Source organism: Planococcus sp. APC 3906, assembly GCF_030407685.1.
Taxonomy (GTDB): domain Bacteria; phylum Bacillota; class Bacilli; order Bacillales_A; family Planococcaceae; genus Planococcus; species Planococcus koreensis.
Genome location: NZ_JASDCW010000009.1, coordinates 1 through 14,161 on the forward strand (window position 1 = coordinate 1; position 14,161 = coordinate 14,161).

A 14,161-nucleotide genomic window follows, 5' to 3' on the forward strand; every position below is an offset into this window, starting at 1 on the left:
ACAATTTTCGCGCGAATACCTAATAAATGGTTATTATGGTACATAAATACTTACTATATTCTTTAGTTCGACCCGTTTGGCTACTTATTTGCCATTCCACTTCCATTTCAAGAAAAGTTCCACTGTTTTAAATTCATTTATTATTCTAATAAAACTATTTAAAAGTAAGTATTAAATAGTCTTACAGAAAAATTTAAATTTAGCGCCTATTTTACTAATTTTTAAGTTTTTTTTGATTTTCATACTTAAAAAAAGTATTATATTAGCATACGTAAAAAGGAGGTAGTAAGATGTCTGACAAATATAATCGCCAAGACATCGTGAACACAGTGCCGCAAAAAGGTTTCTTCGGCCATCCAAAAGGATTGTTTACTTTATTCTTTACTGAATTTTGGGAGCGCTTCTCATATTACGGCATGAGAGCCATCCTGGTTTTTTACATGTACTACGAACTTTCCGACGGCGGACTTGGACTGGACCAAACAACGGCCCTTTCCATCATGTCCATTTATGGATCTCTTGTTTATATGTCCGGTGTCATCGGTGGCTGGTTAGCCGATCGAATATTCGGCACATCGAAAGCCGTCTTTTACGGCGGAATACTCATCATGTTCGGTCACATTGCTTTGGCCATTCCTGGCAGTCTGCCGCTTTTTTTCGTTTCCATGGTACTCATCGTCCTTGGTACCGGTTTACTGAAGCCGAATGTTTCCAGTGTCGTCGGTGAAATTTATGCTGAGAACGATGACCGCCGCGATGCCGGATTCAGCATCTTCTACATGGGGATCAATATGGGTGCATTTATCGCGCCGTTGATCGTCGGTACAGTCGGCATGAATATGAGCTTCCACCTGGGCTTCAGCATTGCCGCAGTCGGCATGTTCCTCGGGCTTGTTGTATTCATGCTGACGAAAAAGAAAAACCTCGGTTTGGCTGGCACTGTGGTTGCAAACCCTTTGACTCCTTCCGAAAAATCAAGAACCATCAAAGTTTTCTCAATCGGCGCCATTGCCATTGCTGCCATCGTCTATCTTGGCTTGCAAACTGGCTTCCTGACGTTCGACAGCTTTATCGCATCAGTCGGTATTCTTGGGATTTTGCTCCCGACTGCTTATTTTGTGGTCATGTACCGCAGCAAAAAAACGACAGAAGTGGAACGTTCGCGCATCTTGGCCTACATTCCTTTGTTCATCGCATCGGTCATGTTCTGGGCAATCCAGGAGCAGGGATCGACCATCCTTGCAGCATACGCTGACACACGCACAGACCTTGAATTTGCGGGCATCACGATTTCACCTGCATGGTTCCAGTCGCTGAACCCATTGTTCATCATTGTGCTGGCTCCCGTGTTCGCATGGATGTGGGTTAAACTTGGCAGCCGCCAGCCTTCCATCCCGCAGAAGTTTTCGCTCGGCTTGCTGTTTGCCGGAATATCGTTCCTGGTCATCCTGCTTCCTGCCTATTTCGGCGGACCGGATACACTGGTGAATCCGTTATGGCTTGTACTGAGCTACTTGATCATCGTATTAGGTGAACTTGCCTTGTCGCCTGTCGGATTATCAGCAACTACCAAGCTGGCCCCTGCCGCTTTCTCAGCGCAGACGATGAGCCTTTGGTTCTTGTCAAACGCAGCCGCGCAAGCAATCAACGCACAGCTCGTGAAATTCTACTCAGCTGAAAACGAAATGATGTATTTCGGTATCATCGGTGGAGCATCCATCGTCCTGAGTATCATCCTGTTCCTATTAGCTCCAACCATCCAGCGCTATATGAGAGGCGTACGATAAATAAACGACAAAAGGCCGGAAGCATTTTGCTTCCGGCCTTTTTATTTCACGGTCAAACGTCCTTGATCACTAATCCCATCTGGCGCGCGAATGCCATTGCCTGTTCTGGCGACACTTCGCAGCCTGCCAATTTTTCGACAGTCACTTGGATGTTCTCAAAAGAATTGCTGCTCAGGTCGACGCCTTTCAAGCTAGCTTCAACAAAATTGATGTCGTTCATCTCGCATTTATCAAATTCGGTCTGTTTTAATTCCGCTTGGTAAAAATCAGCATAGCGCAGACTTGATGATTCAAAGCGCGCCGTATTGCACAGCGAAAAACCGAATGTCGCGTAATTGAGCACGCAATCCTGAAACAGGGTATGGCGCACGCCGGCTTCCGCGAAGTTCGTGCCGACAAGCTTGGAATTACGGAACTCCGTCCGGTGAAAGACGCAGCGGCTGAAATCCGCGTTCGACAAATCACAATTGATGAACAGAACGTCGATAAATTCACTGCGCGGCCACGCTGCTTCAAGGAAATTGACGTTTTCGAAAATGACTTTATCAACCCGAAGCCCCTCCTCCGGTTCGATGTCGATGGTTTCATGTACGATTTTGCAATTGCTTATGTAATGGTCGTCCAACGCAGAGGAAAACGGCATGGTTTCCATATCATTGGATATTATCGGCGCAAGGCGCTTGGCTTTTTTCAACATGAATCCCCCTTTAACTGAACAAGCGGCCGCTTCCAAATGGAAAGTGGCCGCTTTGTTATAGCAATTTATCCAATTGACGGCGTTTTTTCAATGCATGACCGGACGAGCATCGGATCCACGATGTAGTCGTCTTCCACTTCCACTTGGTATAGCTTGCTGTTGTGCATGAACTTGAAAATCCCGTTATTGAAATCTGTGCCAATTTCTTTGAAGAAAATTCCTTCATACTGGCATTCTTTCGTTTGGGTAAAACTGATTTTATACGTGTCAGCGTCTTTCACTAAATAGCAGCGGACCCCTTTTTCAAATTCTTCATGATCACTGCCTTTGATTGAACGTTCGACTGAAACGACATGAAAATCCGCAAATGGAATTTCCCGCAGCAGCGAATTCAAGAAAGAGCCTTTTGTAATTTCCTCCCAGCGGCTTCTCGCCGTCTGGCCGATGATGATTTGGGTAATATTCAAATCATGCGAAACTTCGGCAATGACTTTTGCGGAGGGGCGGCTTTCATTATCCCGGATGATAAAATCCTCAGCCCCGTATTCTTCAGCCAGTTCTTTCCACCGTTCAACATAAGCTGATTTTTCGGTATCAAATTCATCAAATGGCCGTGAATCGACCATCAATATATACAACGGACAATCCAGCATGCTCGCCAGCTTGTTCCCACGGTTAATCAGGCGTTCGCCATTCGGCCCGTAAAAAACGCAGACCAATATGCTTTCGTCCATACGCCCTCTGATTTTTTTCATCTTTTTCACACCCCTCCTATGATTTTCTATGCAATCTTTCTTCACAATCCGTAAGTTCAAAACTATGACATTGTACTGCGTATTTCATTATAAATCAAGACACGCCTTCACTTACCTGTACCATACAGGAGCCCATAAGTGAAAACAAGCCGTTATTCCTGTATAATTTAATGTATATGCCAATAGCCTAACCCATATTCCATTCCACTCAGGCTGCTACTGTCAGCCTTTTTTATTTACCTGTTCCTAATCCCAACTTCAGGAGGTTTTGCAATGCATTTTCTTATCTTAGCCATTTTGATTCCCTTTCTCGCAGCCGCTTGCATTCCATTCATACATAGGCGCATTGGGCTAATTAACATCGGCTGGCTCATCCTTGCTGTTCCTTTGGCACTTTTCATCGTTTTTGTTTTTCAGATTCCTGTCATCTCATCCGGAGAAACCATCTCCGCATCCATCGATTGGATTCCTTCCCTCGGCATCAATTTCACCATTTTTGCGGATGGCCTCAGCCTGATTCTTGCTTTGCTGATTACCGGCATGGGAACCTTAGTTATTCTCTATTCCATCTACTATTTGTCTCCAAGGGATTCACTTCCACATTTTTACGCTTACTTGCTCTTGTTCATGGGAGCAATGCTGGGCGTCGTCCTCACTGATAACTTATTGGTCCTGTATGTTTTCTGGGAACTGACGAGCATTTCCTCGTTTCTATTGATCGCTTTTTGGTATCACCGAAAAAATTCCCGTGTCGGCGCCCAAAAATCTTTGCTGATCACGGTTTTCGGCGGCTTCGGCATGCTGGCAGGCTTCTTGATGCTGCATGTCATGACCGATTCTTACAGCATCCGCGAAATCATCTCCGTCATCGGACAGCACACAGACCACAACTTATACTATCCGGCGCTATTCCTGGTGCTGCTCGGGGCGTTCACGAAATCGGCCCAGTTCCCTTTCCATATCTGGCTGCCCGATGCCATGGAAGCTCCGACTCCCGTCAGCGCTTACCTGCATTCAGCCACCATGGTCAAGGCTGGCATTTACCTGGTCGCCCGTTTCACTCCGATTTTCGGCGGCACGGCTTCCTGGTTTTGGACGGTGACATTGGTCGGGCTCGCCACGTTGTTCTGGGGAGCATTCTGCGCTGTCCGCCAAACCGATTTGAAAGCGCTGCTTGCCTACTCGACCGTCAGCCAGCTCGGCCTGATCATGAGCCTATTCGGCATGGGATCGGCTGCCCTTCATTACGGCGCCGCCCCTGAAGGCGCCGTCTACGGACTGGCTACGTTTGCCGCGCTGTTCCACCTGGTCAACCATTCCACTTTCAAAGGCGCATTATTCATGGTGGTCGGCATTATTGACCATCAAGTGGGAACGCGTGATATCCGGCGTCTCGGCGGACTGATCGCATTCCTTCCAGCCACGCTTACGTTCGCGGTGATCGGCAGTTTTTCCATGGCCGGTTTGCCATTATTCAACGGTTTCCTAAGCAAAGAGATGTTTTTCACAGCTTCGATCAATGCGGCCGGACTTCCGTTGTTTTCCGCTGCCGCCTGGGGCTGGATTATTCCTGTTATCGCTTGGACAGCGAGCGTCTTGACGTTCGTTTATTCGATGATTCTTGTGTTCCAGACGTTTTTCGGCAATTACCATCCGAAAAAACTCGATAAAAAACCGAAAGAAGCTCCTTTGGGCATGCTGATTTCTCCCGCAATCCTCTCCATCTTGATCATCGGGATCTTTTTCGCGCCGAATTTGCTTGGGGACCATTTGCTGAAACCGGCAATGGCCACTTTGCTCCCGGGTGTGGCCGGCGCAGCCCCTCACATTTCGGCCTGGCATGGCGTTAACGCCGAATTGCTGATGACGCTCGGAGTTTTTGCTATCGGCGCTGTCCTGTATGCATTCTTGCGCCAATGGAAGAAAATCTATGGCCTCCTGCCTGAAAATTGGGCATTCAACGTGTTGTACACCAACTTCCTGAGCGGCCTTGAACGAAAATCGGCACAATTGACCGGTTCTTATATGACAGGCCATTTGCCGCATTATTTCACCTACATTTTCGTGTTTTTCATTCTTGCAGCTGGCGGTTCCTTGCTGTTGTCGGGTGGATTGACGTTCGACTTCGCAAACGACGCGCCGCTTCCGGCATACGAAGTGCTGCTGGCTATTGTCATGATGATTGCCGCCATCGCCATTCTTTTCGCCAAATCTAGGCTGACAGCAATCTTGCTGAATGGCGTTCTCGGCTATTCCATCGCGATTTTCTTCGTCTTGTTCCGTGCGCCCGATTTGGCGCTTACCCAATTGGTCATCGAAACCGTGACAACAGCCTTATTCCTATTGAGCTTTTACAACCTGCCTGAGTGGGAAAAGGAAAAGGCGCCGAAAAAAACGAAAATCCGCAATGCTGTTATCGCCGTTTCCGGGGGGCTGACCATTACGCTCATCGCCCTATCCGTGAACGGCACCCGGTTGTTCGAATCGATTTCAACGTTTTACGAGGACTCCTATGAATTGACCGGTGGAAAAAACATGGTCAATGCCATTCTTGGCGATTTCCGGGCTTTTGACACATTGCTCGAATCGCTTGTCCTTTTTATCGCCGGCCTTGGTGTCTATACGCTGATCCGGCTTAAAGGCGGAAAGGAGACTCGCAAACATGGAGATCAATGACGTTATTTTAAAAACAGTCGCTAAAGCAGTCGTACTGATTATTTTCACCTTTGGCATCTATCTATTCCTGTCCGGCCATAACGAACCGGGAGGCGGATTTATCGGCGGACTCGTCCTGGCATCGGCTTTCGTGCTGATGTTCCTGTCCTATGATTCCGAAACGGTCAGCGACGCCATCCCGATCGACTTCAAGAAATTGTCTGCGTTCGGTGTGCTGTTAGCTCTTTCAAGCGCCACCATTCCGATGTTTTTCGGCCAAGCTTTTCTGAGCCAGTCTTTCGGCTATTTCGATCTGCCCATCTACGGCAAAACCGAATTGGCGACTGTGACCATCTTCGAAGCCGGCATCGCTTTGACCGTCATCGGGGTCGTCGTCAATATAATCTTAAGCATAAGTGAGGATGAATAGCCCATGGAAACCTTGATCATTTTATTGGTCGGTGTGCTGACTTCTGTCGCCATCTACCTTCTATTATCCAGAAACCTGGTGCGGGTCATCCTCGGCACTGCCATCCTTTCGCATGCTGTCCATTTGCTGATTTTGTCTATGGGCGGCTTAAAGCAAGGCACCGTCCCGCTGCTTGGCGAGGAATCCGGCAGCTATGTCGATGCATTGCCGCAAGCCCTCATTCTGACAGCCATCGTCATCAGTTTTGCTGTCACAGCTTTCATCCTGGTATTGGCTTACCGCGCCTATCAGGAACTCGGAACCGACGATCTCAATGAGATGAGGGGTGTAAACGATGAATAATATCATTTTGCTCCCGATGCTCATTCCGATCATAGCGGGCGTCCTGCTGATTTTCCTGCGTACATTCGGACGTATGCAAGCCTGGTTCAGCATCGTTTCTATGGCGGCCGTGGCAGGCATAGCGTTTTACTTATTGAACACGGTACAAGACCAAGGAATTTTGCGCCTTGACTTCGGCGGCTGGGTGCCGCCTTTCGGTATTTTGTTTGTAGCGGATTCATTTGCGCTGCTGCTGGTGCTCGCAACAAGCATCGTGACATTGGTGTGTTTGTTGTATGCTTTGTTCACGACCGGCAAGCTTTTGGGGTCGATGTATTTTTACCCGACCGTGCTGTTTCTTATCGCCGGCGTCAACGGTTCGTTCCTGACTGGCGACTTGTTCAATCTTTTCGTCTGCTTTGAAGTGATGCTCCTGTCTTCTTACGTCCTCCTTACGCTCGGCGGCACCAAGCGCCAGCTCCGCGAAGCCGTCAAATACGTCATCATCAATATCGTATCGTCATGGTTCTTTTTAGTGGCGCTCGCCTACCTGTATGGAACGGTCGGAACCTTGAACATGGCACATGTTGCCGTACGCGTTGCTGAAAATGGCCAAGGACCGCTGCTCACGACTATCAGTATCGTTTTCCTTGTTGTCTTCAGCTTAAAAGCGGGCTTGCTGCTTTATTTCTGGCTGCCCGGTTCCTACAGCACGCCGCCTACTGTCGTTTCTGCGTTATTCGGTGCACTTTTGACAAAGGTCGGGATCTACGCGCTGTTCCGTGTATTCTCCCTTATTTTCCACCACCAGCCGGAAACCACGCATACCATCATCGGCGTCATGGCTGCTGCGACGCTGATCGGCGGCAGTTTAGGCGCGATCGCGTTCAACGATATCCGAAAAATTGCAGCCTATAACATTGTCATCTCGGTCGGTTTTATCCTTGTCGCGCTCGCGGTATCGACACCGAATGCCATCGAAGGCGCTGTTTATTATCTTGTCCACGACATGATTGTCAAAGCGCTGTTGTTCCTATTGATCGGCACGCTCATTTCAATGACCGATACCGTCCAGTTGAACCAAATGAGCGGCTTGATGAAAAACTATCCGCTGCTCGGCTGGTCATTTTTCATCGCTATGCTGTCTCTTGCCGGCGTACCGCCATTCAGCGGATTCATCGGCAAAGTCCTCATAGCGGAAGGCGCCATCGACAATGGATCGTATGTGCTGCTGGCACTTGCGCTATTGTCCAGCTTGTTCGTCCTGTATTCCATGCTGCGCATCTTCAAAAACAGCTTCTGGGGCGAAACCATTATCAGCAAAGAAGAACAAGTTCCGCTGCACAATAAATTCCTTTTCCCGAGCCTGCTGCTGGTATTGCTGACATTCGGCATGGGCATCGGCACCGAATGGCTTTCCGTCTATGTGACGGATGCTGCTGAGACATTGCTGAAACCTGAAATTTATATAAACGCCATTTTAGAAGAAGGCGTAAATTAATGGCTGCCCGCAAGAACTTAAACAGTAACGAAAGGAGAGGCTTTTAATGCCGGCTCAGTTTCTGCTGAACATCACCATCGCCCTGTTATGGACGCTGCTCATGGACGAAGATGCATTCTACTTGCCGACGTTTCTGACCGGTTATTTGATCGGCATCGGCATCCTGTTTTTCATGCACCGATTTTTCGGGACGAAATTTTACATGCTGCGCGTTTACTCGACCATCAAGCTTTTGTTCATCTTCACCTCCGAACTGGCGCAGTCAAGCCTGCTGATCATGAAACAGATCCTCAGCCCGACATTGAAAATCCGGCCCGGCATTTTCACGTATGAACACAATATGAACGGCCCTTATGAACTGACGACGCTTGCTTTGCTGCTGACGCTGACGCCAGGTTCGGTCGTCATGGAAGTGTCGCCGGACGGCAAAACATTTTATATCCACGCCATGGATGTTGAAGAATCACGTGATACCATTTTAAAATCAATCAAAGTATTTGAAAAAGCGATCATGGAGGTGACAAGAGGATGATAAACACGATATTATCGATTGCGCTGTTCCTATTCATCTTTGCCATCCTGCTTGCCCTTTACCGCATCATCAAGGGGCCTTCGATGCCGGACCGGGTTGTCGCGCTTGATATGATCGGGGTCAACTTGATCTCAGGGGTCGCGGTCTTTTCCGTGGTCCTGCAGACACACGCTTTTCTGGAAGTCATCCTGATTGTCGGCATCCTTGCTTTTATCAGCACCATCGCTTTGGCCCGGTTCGTTGAAAGGGGGGATATCGTTGAGCATAAGCGGGATCTTTGAATACATCGGCGCTTTTCTGATTTTGATCGGTTCGGTTATGGCGGTCATCAGTGCAATCGGCATCCTTCGCTTGCCGGACGTCTATACCCGTTCCCATGCGGCAACCAAAAGCTCGACCTTGGCGGTTCTGCTTTCGTTGACCGGAACGTTCATTTACTTTTGGGCGTCTGAGAATTTCATCAGTGTCCGCCTGCTTCTCGGCATCATGTTCGTCTTTTTGACAGCTCCGGTTGCAGGCCATTTGATAACCCGGGCGGCCTACCGTTCCCGCGTGAAACTATCGGATTCCTCGACCGAAGATGCACTGCATGATGTGCTTTATGGCAAACAGAAAGATTCACAGTAAACAGCAAGGAGCTTACGGGCTCCTTGCTGTTTTTTTAACAAAAGGTCATGTTTATGACATTAAGAGAGAGGGAATAACAGGGAAAAATGCGGGGAAAGGGATTGTTGATGATGGGAAACGTCAGAGATACCTTAAAAGAAGTAGCTGCTGCTATCCTCCCTGTCACCATCGTGGTCCTTATTCTGCAAATCCTCCTGATCCGGCTGCCGTTGGAGGCGATTCTGCAATTTCTGATCGGCGCCGCTTTTGTCGGCATCGGATTTTTTTTATTTCTTCTTGGCGTAACAGCCGGCTTGCTGCCAGTCGGCGAGTTGATCGGCAAACGCTTGCCGAAAACCAAGAATATTTTCATCATTGTCGGCACCGGTTTTTTGCTGGGGCTCGTAGTGACGATTGCCGAACCGGATGTCCGGGTGCTCGCCAAGCAGATCGACCAAGTCTCTGAAGGCGCCATCGGCTCAGGAATCCTGGTTCTCGCCGTCGCACTCGGTTTGGCCATTTTCGTCGCACTTGCCATGGTCCGGACCATTTTCAGCATCCCCATCCATTACCTATTGATCGGCGGCTATATCCTGGTCTTTGGCTTATCGTTTTTCGTTCCCCATGAATATGTCGCCATCTCTTTTGACGCTGGCGGAGTGACCACGGGTCCCATGGCGGTGCCGTTCATCCTTGCTCTCGGCGTCGGCGTAGCCTCCGTCCTTCGCTCCGGTTCATCTGCAGCTGGTGAAGGTTTCGGGCTGATCGGCCTTGCCTCGATCGGACCGATTCTGGCGATCATGCTATTGGGGGTGTTATTCCAGTGAATCTTCATGTATTCCAAGGATTCGGGGATATCCTCATTGAAGTGAGCTATGCCTTGATCCCCTTAATCCTCTTTTTTATCACCTTCCAATTCTTCATGCTCAAACTGGATAAACAAAAGGTTTATCAAATTGTCCTGGGCTTCATCCTCACCTTTTTCGGACTGGCCTTTTTTTTGCAGGGCGTGCATATCGGATTTTTTCCCATCGGCCATATGATGGGGCAAGAGCTGGGCTCTGATCGGCATACATGGCTGCTGATTCCGATCGGTTTCGTACTGGGCTTTGCGGCAACATTCGCCGAGCCGGCTGTCAGCATCATGAACAGTGAAGTCGATAAAGTGACCGGCGGCTATATTTCAGAAAAGGTCATGCTTTACACCGTTTCCACCGGAGTCGGAATTTCAGTGGCGCTATCGATGTTCCGCATTCTTTATGGCATTTCCCTTTGGTATTTCCTCATTCCGGGATATATAATAGCGTTAATCCTCGTATTTTTTTCCAATAAAACATTTATTGCTATCGCGTTTGATTGTGGCGGCGTCGCTACCGGACCTATGACGGTTACGTTCATCTCAGCGATGGCAGTCGGAGCGGCTTCTGCCATCGAAGGCCGGCATCCGCTGACAGACGGTTTCGGGCTTATTGCATTGGTGGCGTTGACGCCCATCATCGCGGTATTGATAGTCGGACTGATTTTCACAAGGAAAGGTGGCGATGCAGACGATGAACCTGAATCATAGACTGATGATTACTATCGTCAAACGCGGCTATTCCCGTGCGGTTATTGCTGAAGCGAAAAAAGCCGGCGCAGACGGCGCAACTGTCATGTATGGAGAAGGCATCGGCCGCAACGAAAAACCGACCTTCATGGGCCTCCCTGCTACTCATGAAAAAGACATCATTTTCATTGCCATTGACGGCTCACTGGAAAAACCGGTTGCTGAAGCGGTTTCCCGCTGTGGAAAATTAGGCCAGCCTGGACAAGGCCTCGGCTTCACGCTCCATTTGAACAAATTGATCGGCGTACCGCATTTGTCGGACCGCCTTTACTTCACCAAACCGCAGAAAGGGGAACGTTCCATGAAGCCTTTGAAGGATCAGTTCCAATTGATCGTCACCATCGTCAATAGCGGTGATGCTGAAAAAGTAGTCGCTGCCGCTGCCGAAGCCGGAGCCGAGGGCGGCACCATCCTTACCGGCCGGGGCACGGGCGTCAATGAACAGACGAAATTCATGAATTTCACGATCGATCCCGAAAAAGACATCGTCTTCACGCTGGTGCCGGAAAGTTTCGCCAACGCCGTCGTCAAACGCATTGAAGAAGCCATTGATTTATACTCTCCTGGACAAGGCATCGCTTTTTTGATCGATGTCGAAGAAGTTTTTGGCGTCAATCACTCTTCATTGAGCAGAATGGAATAAAATAGGCTCTTATGCTAATTAAACAATTTTAAAAACCGGAATCGTCTTGGATTCCGGTTTTTCATGCGCTTTGATATGAAAACAAACACCAGAATTATTAGTTTATTTCTTCCAGATAGACAAACACGCGTGAATATGAAAAACTTGAAGGATAACGTTCTTTAGAAAGCAGGGTTTTGAATGAGTGTCGTATTAAAAGAAAAAGGGAGATGGGATCCTTTGAAGGTATTTGCAAAAGTAGCTGCCGCCTACCTGGTATCAAAGATGCCTCTCCGCAAAGAAAAAAGAAAAATCGCATTGATCGGCGGAAATCTTGGTGAAAAATACGAAGACAACGCCGCCATTTTCCATAAATACGTAGTAGCCAACCACGCGGACAAAGTGATGGCTTATTGGATGTATGACCCAAAAACGGCTTATGCTTTGGATGGCAAAGTAGAAAATGCTGTCCCTCTTGGAAGCTTCCGCAATTACGTATTGTTTTTCCAGGCAGAGTACACGTTCCATGGACATTCTTTGCTTTATGACATCGTGCCGTCAGCGGATAAGTTCCTGTTCCTCAACCGCAAAACCATCATCACGCACGTCAGCCACGGCATTGAAGGCTTCAAAAAAATACTGATCCAAAAAGAAGACATTCCATTGTTGAGCCGCACGAATTATTTTAATTGTGCGTCTGAATACGAGAAAGAATTGAAACGGAAAGAGTGGAAAATACCTGAAGAAAAGCTGATTGTCACCGGCTTTCCGCGATTTGACCGCTACGAACTACACGAGCCGGCCAAAGAAATGAAAAAAATTCTTATGATGATGACTTGGCGCGAATGGCTTTTTGAATTGACGGAGGAAGAATTCCTCGAAAGTGCCTATTTCCGCAATACGATAGGGTTGATTCAGCACCAGGGAATCCGGGAATTGATCAGCCAAAATGGTTTGCACATGGAGATTGCCTTGCATCCGTTCATGAAGAAGTTTGAAAAGCATTTCGCTGGAATGGGCGCACCGTTTACAGGCATTGAGTTCCTGGATGCCAAGCACCATACCATCGAGAAGGCAATCGAAGACAATGATATGCTAATCACGGATATCTCGAGCGTTTCATGGGATTTCCTGTATTTGAACAAGCCGATCATTTTCAATATGTTCGACCGAGACGAATACATCGCTAAGCGCGGCAGTTACCTGGACCTCGAAAAAGATCTGTACGGCTACAAAGCCGATTCCATCGATGAGGTCTATATGGCTTTAAAACGGATTGTCGAACAAAACATCACTACTAACGAATGGCAGCCTCAGGCACACCAATACATCGATTATTTCGATCACCAAAATTGCCAGCGGCTCGCTGAACGCGTGCTGGAAGTTTAACGTGTGTCTCTATAAAAAAGAAAGGCCTTTCGCGCAATGCGGAAGGCCTTTTCTATTATTGCAATTAAGTTCAGGCGGCAATGAGGCGCTTAATGCCGGTTAACTTCGAAATAGTTCATGTTAACTTCTGGCTAGGTCATGTTGACTCTCTCGCACTTCATGTTAACTTCCGGCTTAATACTGTTAACTGCGATTTTGTTCATGTTAACGGGCGAAACTACTGCCCAAAACCAACAGATAGATGCATTTCGCTTAGACGAAATGCGCAAGTGCTTGAACTTGCAGCTTAGAGAGGCTCCCATCTGCTAGTGCCGGTTAACTTCCTAGCAGTTCATGTTGAAGTCTCCGCTCGCCATGTTAACGCTGAATTATTGCAGGTCAACGGGGAAAGCTTTCTCATCTTCTTATAAATTAATCTCTAATTCGACGGGGCAATGATCCGAGCCAAGAACATCCGTGTGGATTCTGGCTGCAGCCAATTTCGGCGACAGGCTTTCCGATGTAATGAAATAGTCGATGCGCCACCCGATATTGCGCGGCCGGCAATTGGTCCGGTATGACCACCATGTGTAGCTGTCGGTCTTGCCGGGGTAGAAAAAGCGGAATGTATCCACAAATCCACTTGCCAGAAATTCACTCATCTTTCCTCGTTCTTCAGGCGTAAAGCCAGAATTTTTCAAGTTTGCTTTCGGGTTGCGCAAATCGATTTCCTCATGGGCTACATTCAAATCACCACACAGGATAACCGGCTTGATTTCATCCAATTTTTTGACATGCGATAAAATCGCATCTTCCCATTGCAAACGGTAATCGAGCCGCAGCAGGCCGTGCTGCGAATTCGGCGTATAGACGTTGACCATGTAAAAATCCTCGAATTCCAGCGTGATGATGCGCCCTTCTGCGTCATGCTCTTCGCTTCCGAGTCCATACAATACGGACATCGGCTCTTTTTTCGTGAAAATGGCCGTCCCCGAATAACCTTTTTTCAACGCGTAATTCCAGTATGTATGGTAGCCTGGCAGTTCCAGATCAATCTGGCCTTCCTGCAATTTGATTTCCTGCAGGCAGAAAATATCGGCGTTTTCCCTGTTGAAAAACTCCATAAATCCTTTTTTCATCACAGCCCGAAGGCCGTTGACGTTCCACGATATCAATTTCAAATTAAGCAGCTCCTATCTCTCCCTTTCAGTCTACTGAAATTGTCCCCGCTTCTCAATCACAGTGCTTTTTTGCCAATACCAATAAAAATTATGTAAAATT

At 47.9% G+C, this 14,161-nt stretch carries 15 protein-coding genes; 12 read left to right on the plus strand and 3 right to left on the minus strand.

The genetic code is table 11. The features are described from left to right. Positions 1-290: 290 nt before the first annotated feature. Positions 291-1,787, plus strand: a complete 1,497-nt coding sequence (locus QMA09_RS07085) for a peptide MFS transporter (RefSeq protein ID WP_135502648.1) — start codon at positions 291-293, stop codon at positions 1,785-1,787. 52 nt (positions 1,788-1,839) lie between these two features. Here the strand turns inward: QMA09_RS07085 and QMA09_RS07090 are convergent, their stop codons facing one another. Both QMA09_RS07090 and QMA09_RS07095 read right to left on the minus strand, forming a co-directional pair. Further along, complete coding sequence (locus QMA09_RS07090; protein WP_290212566.1) at positions 1,840-2,481, minus strand: pentapeptide repeat-containing protein; 642 nt, start codon at positions 2,479-2,481, stop codon at positions 1,840-1,842. 68 nt (positions 2,482-2,549) lie between these two features. Beyond that, the gene (locus QMA09_RS07095) at positions 2,550-3,239 is read right to left on the minus strand and encodes an adenine nucleotide alpha hydrolase family protein (RefSeq protein ID WP_183736460.1); all 690 of its coding nucleotides are present in this window, start codon (positions 3,237-3,239) and stop codon (positions 2,550-2,552) included. A gap of 273 nt (positions 3,240-3,512) precedes the next feature. Here QMA09_RS07095 and QMA09_RS07100 point away from each other — a divergent pair, with 273 nt between their 5' ends. The 11 genes from QMA09_RS07100 to QMA09_RS07150 all read left to right on the plus strand — a co-directional run bounded on the left by QMA09_RS07100 (position 3,513) and on the right by QMA09_RS07150 (position 12,901). Next, positions 3,513-5,915: a Na+/H+ antiporter subunit A gene (locus tag QMA09_RS07100; protein ID WP_290212567.1), complete on the plus strand. Its 2,403-nt coding sequence runs from the start codon at positions 3,513-3,515 to the stop codon at positions 5,913-5,915. Then, positions 5,902-6,324 carry a Na(+)/H(+) antiporter subunit B gene (locus tag QMA09_RS07105; RefSeq protein WP_183736462.1) on the plus strand — a complete coding sequence of 141 codons (423 nt, stop codon included), beginning with the start codon at positions 5,902-5,904 and terminating at the stop codon, positions 6,322-6,324. The genes QMA09_RS07100 and QMA09_RS07105 overlap by 14 nt, the downstream gene beginning before the upstream one ends. Before the next feature lie 3 nt (positions 6,325-6,327). After that, a complete protein-coding gene (locus QMA09_RS07110) occupies positions 6,328-6,666 on the plus strand; it encodes a Na(+)/H(+) antiporter subunit C (RefSeq protein ID WP_183736463.1) in 339 nt (112 codons plus the stop codon). Beyond that, on the plus strand, positions 6,659-8,146 hold the full coding sequence (locus QMA09_RS07115) for a Na+/H+ antiporter subunit D (RefSeq protein ID WP_290212568.1): 1,488 nt from the start codon (positions 6,659-6,661) through the stop codon (positions 8,144-8,146). The genes QMA09_RS07110 and QMA09_RS07115 overlap by 8 nt, the downstream gene beginning before the upstream one ends. Positions 8,147-8,192: 46 nt before the next feature. Then, positions 8,193-8,678, plus strand: coding sequence for a Na+/H+ antiporter subunit E (locus QMA09_RS07120; RefSeq protein WP_290212569.1), 486 nt, complete (start codon positions 8,193-8,195; stop codon positions 8,676-8,678). Continuing rightward, a complete protein-coding gene (locus tag QMA09_RS07125) occupies positions 8,675-8,959 on the plus strand; it encodes a Na(+)/H(+) antiporter subunit F1 (protein ID WP_183736466.1) in 285 nt (94 codons plus the stop codon). The genes QMA09_RS07120 and QMA09_RS07125 overlap by 4 nt, the downstream gene beginning before the upstream one ends. After that, positions 8,937-9,305, plus strand: coding sequence for a Na+/H+ antiporter subunit G (locus QMA09_RS07130; protein ID WP_290212570.1), 369 nt, complete (start codon positions 8,937-8,939; stop codon positions 9,303-9,305). Before QMA09_RS07125 ends, QMA09_RS07130 begins: the two co-directional genes overlap by 23 nt. 110 nt (positions 9,306-9,415) lie before the next feature. Then, positions 9,416-10,111: a DUF1538 domain-containing protein gene (locus QMA09_RS07135; protein WP_290212642.1), complete on the plus strand. Its 696-nt coding sequence runs from the start codon at positions 9,416-9,418 to the stop codon at positions 10,109-10,111. Further along, entirely contained in the window at positions 10,108-10,851 is a 744-nt protein-coding gene (locus QMA09_RS07140) for a DUF1538 domain-containing protein (protein ID WP_290212571.1), read from the plus strand. The genes QMA09_RS07135 and QMA09_RS07140 overlap by 4 nt, the downstream gene beginning before the upstream one ends. Next, positions 10,826-11,533: a P-II family nitrogen regulator gene (locus tag QMA09_RS07145; RefSeq protein ID WP_290212572.1), complete on the plus strand. Its 708-nt coding sequence runs from the start codon at positions 10,826-10,828 to the stop codon at positions 11,531-11,533. The genes QMA09_RS07140 and QMA09_RS07145 overlap by 26 nt, the downstream gene beginning before the upstream one ends. Before the next feature lie 180 nt (positions 11,534-11,713). Beyond that, entirely contained in the window at positions 11,714-12,901 is a 1,188-nt protein-coding gene (locus QMA09_RS07150) for a CDP-glycerol glycerophosphotransferase family protein (protein WP_290212573.1), read from the plus strand. Positions 12,902-13,305: 404 nt separating this feature from the next. Here QMA09_RS07150 and QMA09_RS07155 read toward each other — a convergent pair whose 3' ends face one another. Beyond that, on the minus strand, positions 13,306-14,061 hold the full coding sequence (locus tag QMA09_RS07155; protein WP_290212574.1) for an exodeoxyribonuclease III: 756 nt from the start codon (positions 14,059-14,061) through the stop codon (positions 13,306-13,308). Between the last annotated feature and the right edge of the window lie 100 nt (positions 14,062-14,161).